Annotated in this window: 4 protein-coding genes; 3 read left to right on the plus strand and 1 reads right to left on the minus strand. The window is 70.4% G+C overall.

The genetic code is table 11. The annotated features are described in order from the left end of the window. The first annotated feature begins 127 nt into the window (after window positions 1-127). The 3 genes from AC2CJA_RS25505 (at window position 128) to AC2CJA_RS25515 (ending at window position 1,414) form a co-directional block, all read left to right on the plus strand. Window positions 128-688 carry a hypothetical protein gene (locus AC2CJA_RS25505; RefSeq protein ID WP_484605028.1) on the plus strand — a complete coding sequence of 187 codons (561 nt, stop codon included), beginning with the start codon at window positions 128-130 and terminating at the stop codon, window positions 686-688. A gap of 12 nt (window positions 689-700) precedes the next feature. Then, window positions 701-1,147, plus strand: a complete 447-nt coding sequence (locus tag AC2CJA_RS25510) for a hypothetical protein (protein WP_484605029.1) — start codon at window positions 701-703, stop codon at window positions 1,145-1,147. Window positions 1,148-1,252: 105 nt separating this feature from the next. Continuing rightward, window positions 1,253-1,414 carry a hypothetical protein gene (locus tag AC2CJA_RS25515; RefSeq protein ID WP_484605030.1) on the plus strand — a complete coding sequence of 54 codons (162 nt, stop codon included), beginning with the start codon at window positions 1,253-1,255 and terminating at the stop codon, window positions 1,412-1,414. A gap of 309 nt (window positions 1,415-1,723) precedes the next feature. On the opposite strand, the gene AC2CJA_RS25520 is transcribed toward AC2CJA_RS25515, so the two are convergent. Next, the coding region (locus tag AC2CJA_RS25520) for a peptidoglycan recognition protein family protein (protein ID WP_484605031.1) at window positions 1,724-3,279 on the minus strand (1,556 nt) is incomplete at its 5' end.

Consider the following 3,279-nt stretch of genomic DNA (forward strand, 5'->3'; position numbering starts at 1 on the left):
GAAACCGCAGGTCAGCCCGACGATACGAGCCCGGGAAAACCGTGAAACGTATCGAGACCCTCACCGAACATGCCCGCTTGAAACGGCTCAGAGGTTAAACGCCAAGCTGAGGATCGCTGCTCGCCGGGTGAGCTGCGCGCGCACCCGGTGGGCATCGACCGCCACCGTGTACCTGCGCTACGCCGAGCTGGACCTGAGGGACGTGGTCCTGGAATACCCAGTGGTGGTCACCGCCCGCCCCACCCTCTTCTCTGCCGTCTACTCGGACGATCCGCTGGCGGAGGCCGAGCTGTCCGGCCAAGACGCCAGCGTGCGCCTGATCTCGCTGGGCGGGGTGGACGCCGCTCACCTGGCCCTGCACGATGTCGACCTGAGCGGGTGCTGGTTCGCCGGCGCCGTCCACCTCGACCAGTTGAAGGTCGACGGCTGGTGCACCTTCGCCCTCGCCCCCACCGGCTGGGACCGGCGCTTCCCCTGGCGATGGAGCCGCCGCGACACCCTGGCCGAGGAGCACCACTGGCGGGTCCGCACCGCCCGCCACCCCGACCGGGCCACCGCCCGAGGCTGGGCGCCCCCACCCGAGGACGCCCCCGAGCTGCGGCCGGCGGCAGTAGCCGCGCTGTACCGGCAACTGCGCAAGTCCCTGGAAGACGGCAAGAACGAGCCCGGAGCGGCCCACTTCTACTAGGGCGAGTGCGAGATGCGCCGCCACGACACCGACAACACCTCCCTGGCCGAGCGAGCCCTGCTGACCGCCTACTGGGCCGTCTCCGGGTATGGGCTGCGCGCCTCCCGCGCACTGGCCTGGCTGGGGGCGGCGATGGCCGCCACGATCGCGGTGATGGTGCTGTGGGGTCTACCGCAAGACGATCCGAAGGCGACCAGCATCGGCACACTCACCGGGCGCAGCATCACCATGACCACCGACACCCTCAGCCCGGCCAACCCCACCGGACCACTGGCCGAACGCGTCACTACCGAACGGTTCGAGAAGGCCCTGCGGACGGTGATCAACTCGGTGGTGTTCCGCTCCTCCGGCCAGAACCTGACCACCACCGGCACCTACACCGAGATGGCTTCCCGGCTGGTCGAGCCCGTCCTCCTCGGTCTGGCGGTCCTGGCCGTCCGCAGCCGCGTCAAACGCTGACCGGCTCAGCCGCCGGGCGGTCACCGGGGGGCCACCGCCCCGGGGCTGTCCCGGGACGCCCGTACCAGCGCCTGGTCGACCAGTCGGGACGTGAACAGGCGGAGGGTGTCCCGCATCCCCCGGTACGCGATCGACGCGGTCACCAAGTCCGGACCAGACAGCGCGGCCGACCGCAACGCCACCACCGTATCCCGGGGGATGTCCTCCACCGGCACCGGCTCCCGTACCCCCGGCACCCCACTGCCGGGCTCGGCGCCGATCAGGTGATCCTCTACGACGACGCCCCGCCCGGCGACGAAGAGCGCGACCGGTGCGCCGCCAACCGACTGTATGACCGGGCCGGTTTCACACCGAGGCCGACCGGCTGCACTCCTTCACCCGCCGCCCCTGAACCCCGTCAGAGGCGGCGCTGAACCCGGTCACACCCCGGACACCGGCAGATCAGCCGACTTACGATTCGATCTGCGCTCCCTTCGGCTGCGTACGGTCCGGTCGGCGGTGTCCACGGGCGGAGGCCGGTGCCCTCCCGTATCGGCGGAGGGCACCGGCCCCGTGTCGTCCCTGTTGCCAGCTCGCCTACTTGAGGTAGGCGAGGCCGTCGGTGGTGATGGTGGGCCGGCCCTTGGTGCCGACGACCACGATCTTCACCGTGTGCTTGCCGCTGCTCGCCCAGGACTTGGTCCAGATCGCCTGGCGGTACTTGGTGGTGGCCGACTTCAGGTCCACCGTCTTGACCTTGACGCCGTCGACGTAGACGTACGCCTGACCGGAGGAGGAGGCGCGGGAGACCACCCAGGCGACCGAGCGTCCGGTGAAGGTCCAGGTCAGCGAGGCGTTCTTGGCGGAGCTGGAGTAGGACTTCCCGCCCAGGTAGCTGCTGGAGGACTTGGTGCTCCAGGTGCCGGACTTCTTCGCCGAGGACTCCTGGAGGATCACCGGGGTGCCGGTCACCGAGGCGGTGGCGGCGTTGCCGGCCTGGTCGCGGGCGGTCAGCGACCAGGCGGTGGCGGTGCCGGACCTGGCGGTGTGGGAGGCGCTGGTGGTGGTCGGCCCGTAGGTCCTGGCCACCGGCTTGGTCAGCTTCACCTCCTTCAGCGCGGCGTTGTCGGACGCCTTCCAGCGCAGGGTGAGGGGGACGGCGCCGGTGTTGACCGTGCCGGTGCGCAGGGTGAGGTTCGGTTTGGTGGTGAAGGCGGGCGCGGTGGTCTCGGCGACCACGGTGGCGGCCGCGCTGGTGGCGGACTTGCCGGAGACGTGGATGGCGCGGACGGCGACGGTGTGGGTGCCCGCGGCCAGAGTCGCCTTGGCCGAGCCGGCGGTGTTCGCGGCGGTGGCGGCGACCTTGCCGTCCACCAGCAGCTCGTACCGGGTGAGCAGGGTGGCGGGGGTGCTCGCCTTCCAACCCACGGTGACGGCGGCCCTGGTGTAGTAGGTGGTGCCCGCCTTTCCGGCGCCGGTGACGGAGGTGAGGGTCAAGCCGGTGGGGGGCCCGGCGGCGTAGGTGCGGAGGGTGGGCAGCTGGCCCTGGAGCCGGTCGCCGGGGCACTGGGTGTTGTAGCCGTCGCGGTGGCCGTGGATCGCGGGGAAGGACAGCCTGGCGCCCTTGGCCCAGGTCTTTCCCGCGTAGTTGCGGCCGGAGTCACCGGCGGTGAGGGTGACGGTGGCGGACGGGGCGACGCCGTACTGGCCCAGCTTCCAGGCGGCGATCCGGGCCACCGAGGTCAGCGCGGCGGTGGAGGCGGCGGTGTCGGTGTAGGTGCCCAGGATCGAGATGCCGGTGGTCTCGGAGTTGAAGCCGTAGGCGTGCGCGCCCATCACCGGGCGGTCCATACCGCCCTTGCGGCCCTCGTAGATCTTTCCGCACTTGTCGACCAGGAAGTTGTAGCCGATGTCCTTCCAGCCCAGCGTTTTGACGTGGTACGCGTAGATGCCGCGCACCACCGCCGGGGCCTGGTCGCAGGTGTAGGAGTTGGACTCGGCGGTGTGGTGCACGACCACCGCCTTGATCTTGCCGTCGGGCAGGTAGTACTCCAGTGCGGTTTCGTGATCTATCCAGCGGGTTCGTCGACGGATCGTCGTCGGTAGTGGCTGTGTCGGGCTGTTGCCTGGTGGCGTCTGCGCCAGATTGACCA

The organism is Streptomyces sp. ATLC9, assembly GCF_057196705.1.

Coding starts and splice junctions, on each gene's coding strand:
- AC2CJA_RS25510 (WP_484605029.1), top strand. CDS start 701: ATGCGCCGCCACGACACCGACAACACCTCCCTGGCCGAGCGAGCCCTG.